Annotated in this window: 4 protein-coding genes; 3 read left to right on the top strand and 1 reads right to left on the bottom strand. The window is 69.5% G+C overall.

The genetic code is table 11. The features are described from left to right. Positions 1-979, bottom strand: a 979-nt coding sequence (locus IEZ08_RS38830) for a hypothetical protein (RefSeq protein WP_189244219.1), incomplete at its 3' end; no start/stop codon positions are given. Between the two features lie 907 nt (positions 980-1,886). On the opposite strand from IEZ08_RS38830, the gene IEZ08_RS38835 reads away from it, so the two are divergent. From IEZ08_RS38835 to IEZ08_RS38845, 3 genes are all read left to right on the top strand, one after another. Further along, positions 1,887-2,963 carry a polyprenyl synthetase family protein gene (locus IEZ08_RS38835; protein ID WP_084780161.1) on the top strand — a complete coding sequence of 359 codons (1,077 nt, stop codon included), beginning with the start codon at positions 1,887-1,889 and terminating at the stop codon, positions 2,961-2,963. Positions 2,964-2,974: 11 nt separating this feature from the next. Then, entirely contained in the window at positions 2,975-3,169 is a 195-nt protein-coding gene (locus IEZ08_RS38840) for a hypothetical protein (RefSeq protein ID WP_068923857.1), read from the top strand. Positions 3,170-3,208: 39 nt separating this feature from the next. Further along, the coding region (locus tag IEZ08_RS38845; protein WP_189244220.1) for a family 2B encapsulin nanocompartment shell protein at positions 3,209-4,439 on the top strand (1,231 nt) is incomplete at its 3' end.

The following is a 4,439-nucleotide window of genomic DNA, read 5'->3' on the forward strand; positions in this document are numbered from 1 at the left end:
GGGTCTCGGCCACCTTGGCGACGACGCTCAGCCGCAGCACCAGCAGTACGGCCAGCAGCAGGGTCAGCACCGTGATCACCAGATCCGCGTGCGAGGAGACGTCGCTCTGCAGCCATCCGCCCAGGATGGAGACCGCCGGGTTGAGCAGCGCCAGTGTGAGGAAGATCAGAACACGGTTCCGGCCGGGGGCGGCCGCGGACCGGGTCCGGCCGGCGCCGGCCAGGCTGGGATGCAGCACCGCGGCCCCGACCAGCACCGACCAGCCCAGCCAGCCGAGCGTGGTGAGGGGGCCGGCCGGGCGGCCGGCGACCTGGTCGAGCAGGTAGGCGCCATCGGCGACGAACAGGACCAGGTAGGAGACGCTCAACAGGCTCAGCCACGGCGCGCGGCTGCTGTCGAGGGTCATGCGGGCGATGACGCCGAAGGCGAACAGGTCGATGACCGGCGGGGCGAGCGCGAAGACGAACGCGAGGCTCAGACGACCGCTGTGGCCGTCGATCGCCGGAGCGATGAGGAAGGTCCACAGCGGCATGGCCGTCCCGACGCTGATGATGCCGCCGTCCAGCAGTCCGGCCCATCGGGATCCGCTGGTCTGCAGGCTCAGCGAGATCAGCGAGATCAGCGACAGCCCGTAGGCGGCCAGGGTGCCGGCCCGGTACAGCTCCAGCAGTTCGGGGTTGCCCAGCAGTACGCCGCCGACGCCCCAGCCCAGCGTGGTGGCCACCCAGGCCACCACGACGGCGACGCGCATCAGCCGCCACGGCCGCGACCGTGCCAGACCGTGACGGCGGGTGCCGGCGAAGACGGCCAGTGCCGAGGCCCCCTGCCCGAACCCCCAGCACAGCACCTCCACCTCCGGCAACCGGCCGGTGACGATCGAGGCGACCGCCGCCAGCACGCCTCCCAGCAGCAGGAAGCCCAGCCATGCACGCGGGCGAACGGCCTGGCGGGCCGCCGTCTCGAACGAAGACGGGGTCATGGGGTCTCTCCTAGCCGTATGTCCCGGACCGACCGGCCCCTAGAAGGTGACCGCCGGTCGACGGGTGACGGCCGACACCGCGGCCGGACGGGAGGGCGTACGCATGGGGTGGTCCGTTTCTTCCGTGAACTCGGGTATTCCTCCATCGGCCGGCGATCCGGACAGCTGAGGAAACCCGCCGAACCGGCATCGGACCCGGTGGAGGTTCCGTCCCAACAGGTGGCTTGTCAATCGCTTAACCGTGCAGGGCCGTCGCCGAGTCGGCGGACGCCCCGGCCCGGTTCGGGATGGGACCGGCGCTTCGGGCGGGCGCACCTCACCCGTCTCGCCGCAAACAATCCCGCCTCATCGCGTCGTGCGCGGCTTGGCCCGTACTCGTTCGACGGCCGTACGGACATCCGCGCAGCGGCTCCCATCCGGCGGTACGCCCGACAGTGCCCGGCGGCGGCCAGGGCTACGGCACCGACAAGATCGCCGACCGCGAACGCAGCATCGCGGTCCGAAGAAGGCAAGGACAAGAAAGAGACCGTCCGCTACCTGAAGCGCCACACCATCCGAGAGATCTATGCGCTGCCGCGCCTCGGACCCACTCAGGAAAAGCTCCGCACAAGCCCGTCTCCCGAAAACAGGCCAAACGCTCCCGCGTCCGGCCACGCGCCCCCGGCGAGCGCGCCAACACTGAACTCAAGGGTCGGCCCATTCTCCGCAGGCTCCACTGCAGTTCCGGCGAGGCCGGACACCTACACAAAACGGTCACCGCCCCACAGAATCAAGAGATCACCCGACAACAAAAAGACTTAATGGGCATTTTAGGAAAACTCCCTAAAATGGGAATGGGTATTTATCTTTCCTTGAGGCTCGTTTATATTTCCGAATAGAACCCGGCCTAGGCAGCGAGGAGATGTCCATGACGGCGGAAGCCGTACAGACGCCGGTCAACCAGACCATTGAGCGAGTACGGCGAAAAGTCGACGACAGGCTGGCCCGTTTCACAGACTCGCGAATTTCCCCCGTCGACGATCCGGATGTGGTCACGGGATACCGGACGTTGCGGGACTTCGTGATGGAGGGCGGAAAAAGGATCCGTCCGATCCTGTGCTACTGGGGGTGGTGCGGCGCAGGCGGCGAGGAGTCCGGAGAGGCGCCCGCGGTCAGTGCGGGCGCTGCACTGGAGCTCTGCCACGCCGGCCTGCTCGTTCACGACGACGTCATGGACCGCAGCGACCTGCGCCGGGGGCGTCCGACGGTCCACCGCGGTCTCGCCGGCTCCGATCTGCGGCCGGCGGGGCAGGATTTCGGCCGCTCGGCCGCGGTCCTGCTGGGAGTGCTCGCCCAGGCCTGGGCCGACGAACTGCTGGGAGAGGTCGAGGCGGCCGGGGAGCGCGTGCATGCCGCCCGGTCGCTGTTCAACCGGATGCGCATGGAGGTGATCTCCGGTCAGTACCTGGACATCCTGGCGCGCGTGCGCGAGGGCATGAGCGTCGAGCAGGCCCTGCGGGTGGCGCACTACAAGACGGCCAAGTACACCGTCGAGCGACCGCTGCAGATCGGCGGGGTGCTCGCCGGGGCCGAACCCTCGCTCCTGGACGCGTATTCCCGGTTCGGCCTGCCGCTGGGCGAGGCGTTCCAGCTCCGCGACGACGTCCTCGGTGTTTTCGGTGACACCGCGGTCACCGGGAAGCCGATCGTCGACGATCTGCGGGAGGGCAAGCAGACGGCACTGATCGCATACGCGTTCACCCACGCCCCAGCCCCGCAACGCGACCGGCTGCGCGCCTGGCACGGCAACCCCGACCTGGACGAGTCACACGTGGCCGGCCTGCGGCAGATCATCGTGGACACCGGAGCGCTCGCCCACGTCGAAGAACTGATCGACCGACGGGTCGGCCGGGCGCTCGAGGCGCTGCGCAGCGACACGATTCCGGAACGGGTACGCGAAGCGCTGACGTTGCTGGCCGACCAGCTGACCCGCCGAGTCCTGTAGGAGGGACGCCCATGGGACGCATCCCGCTGGCCGGGGCGCAGACCATCGGCGTCAGCTCTGGCGCATCCGTCCCCGAGCACCTGGTCACCGGACTTCTACGGCGACTGGCCGGACACGGCTTCACCGACGTGCAGCCGGTCGTCCTCTCCCAGGAGAGCCTGACCTTCTCCCTGCCCGCCGAGCTCCGCTCACCGCGGCGGGCGTAGCCCCCGACAACTGGTCATCGACAGGAACGGATGGCGTACATGACCGAATCCACCGTGTCCAGCGGCTCCCGCGACGCCGGCGAGCCTCAGGACAACCGGCTCAGCCTGGGCACCAGGGCCGCGCGCAACCTGGCCACCACGGCCAAGACCCCGCCGCAGATGCAGGCGATCACCTCACGGCACCTGCTGCGCATGCTGCCGTGGGTCGAGGCCGTCGGCGGCGCCTACCGGGTCAACCGGCGGCTCACCTACCAGATCGCCGACGGCAGGGTCACCTTCACCTCCACCGGCGCCCAGGTCAAGGTCATCCCGGCCGAGCTGTGCGAGCTTCCCCCCTTGCGGGGCTACGGCGACGCCGACGTACTGGCGGATCTGGCGGAGCAGTTCGTGCAGCGCGAGTACGAGCCCGGCCAGGTGATCGCGGAAGCGGGTAACCCGGTGGACGAGGTCTTCCTCCTGGCCCACGGCAAGGTCGACAAGCTCGGCGAGGGCCCCTACGGGGGCCAGGCGCTCATCGGCGTGCTCGCCGACGGCGACTACTTCGGCGAGCAGGCGCTGGTGGGCACGGGCGCGCGGTGGGACCACACCGTCAAGGCCACCACCGCCTGCACGGTGCTCGCCCTGGCCCGGGACGCCTACAAACGGCTCGCCACCCGGTCGGAGAGCCTGCGCACCCACGTCCAGAACTTCCAGGACGATCCCGGCCGTCCCCGGAACGCCTACGGCGAGGCGGAGATCGAGCTGGCCGCGGGCCACCGCGGCGAGCCGGTGCTGCCCGGCACGTTCGTCGACTACGAACTGGCCCCGCGCGAGTACGAGCTCAGCGTCGCGCAGACCGTGCTGCGCGTCCACACCCGGGTGGCCGACCTGTACAACGAGCCGATGAACCAGACCCAGCAACAGCTGCGGCTGACGATCGAGGCCCTGCGCGAGCGCCAGGAGCACGAACTGGTCAACAACCGCGAGTTCGGACTGCTGCACAACGCCGATCTCAAGCAGCGCATCCACACCCGCTCCGGCCCGCCCACCCCCGACGACCTCGACGACCTGCTCGCCACCGTCTGGAAGAACCCGACCGTCCTCTTCGCCCACCCCAAGGCGATCGCGGCGTTCGCGCGCCAGTGCAACAGCCGGGGGATCTACCCGCAGAGCGTGGAGATCAACGGACAGAAGGCGCCCGCGTGGCGGGGCGTGCCGCTGCTGCCCTGCAACAAGATCCCGGTCAGCGACGGCGGCCTGACCTCGATCCTGGTGATGCGCCTGGGCGAGA

The sequence above is a fragment of the Planobispora rosea genome (genome assembly GCF_014648175.1).
GTDB lineage: Bacteria > Actinomycetota > Actinomycetes > Streptosporangiales > Streptosporangiaceae > Planobispora > Planobispora rosea.

What these genes read in the sequence shown, in the direction of transcription:
- IEZ08_RS38835 (WP_084780161.1), top strand. Translation starts at nt 1,887, where the DNA reads ATGACGGCGGAAGCCGTACAGACGCCGGTCAACCAGACCATTGAGCGA.
- IEZ08_RS38840 (WP_068923857.1), top strand. Translation starts at nt 2,975, where the DNA reads ATGGGACGCATCCCGCTGGCCGGGGCGCAGACCATCGGCGTCAGCTCT.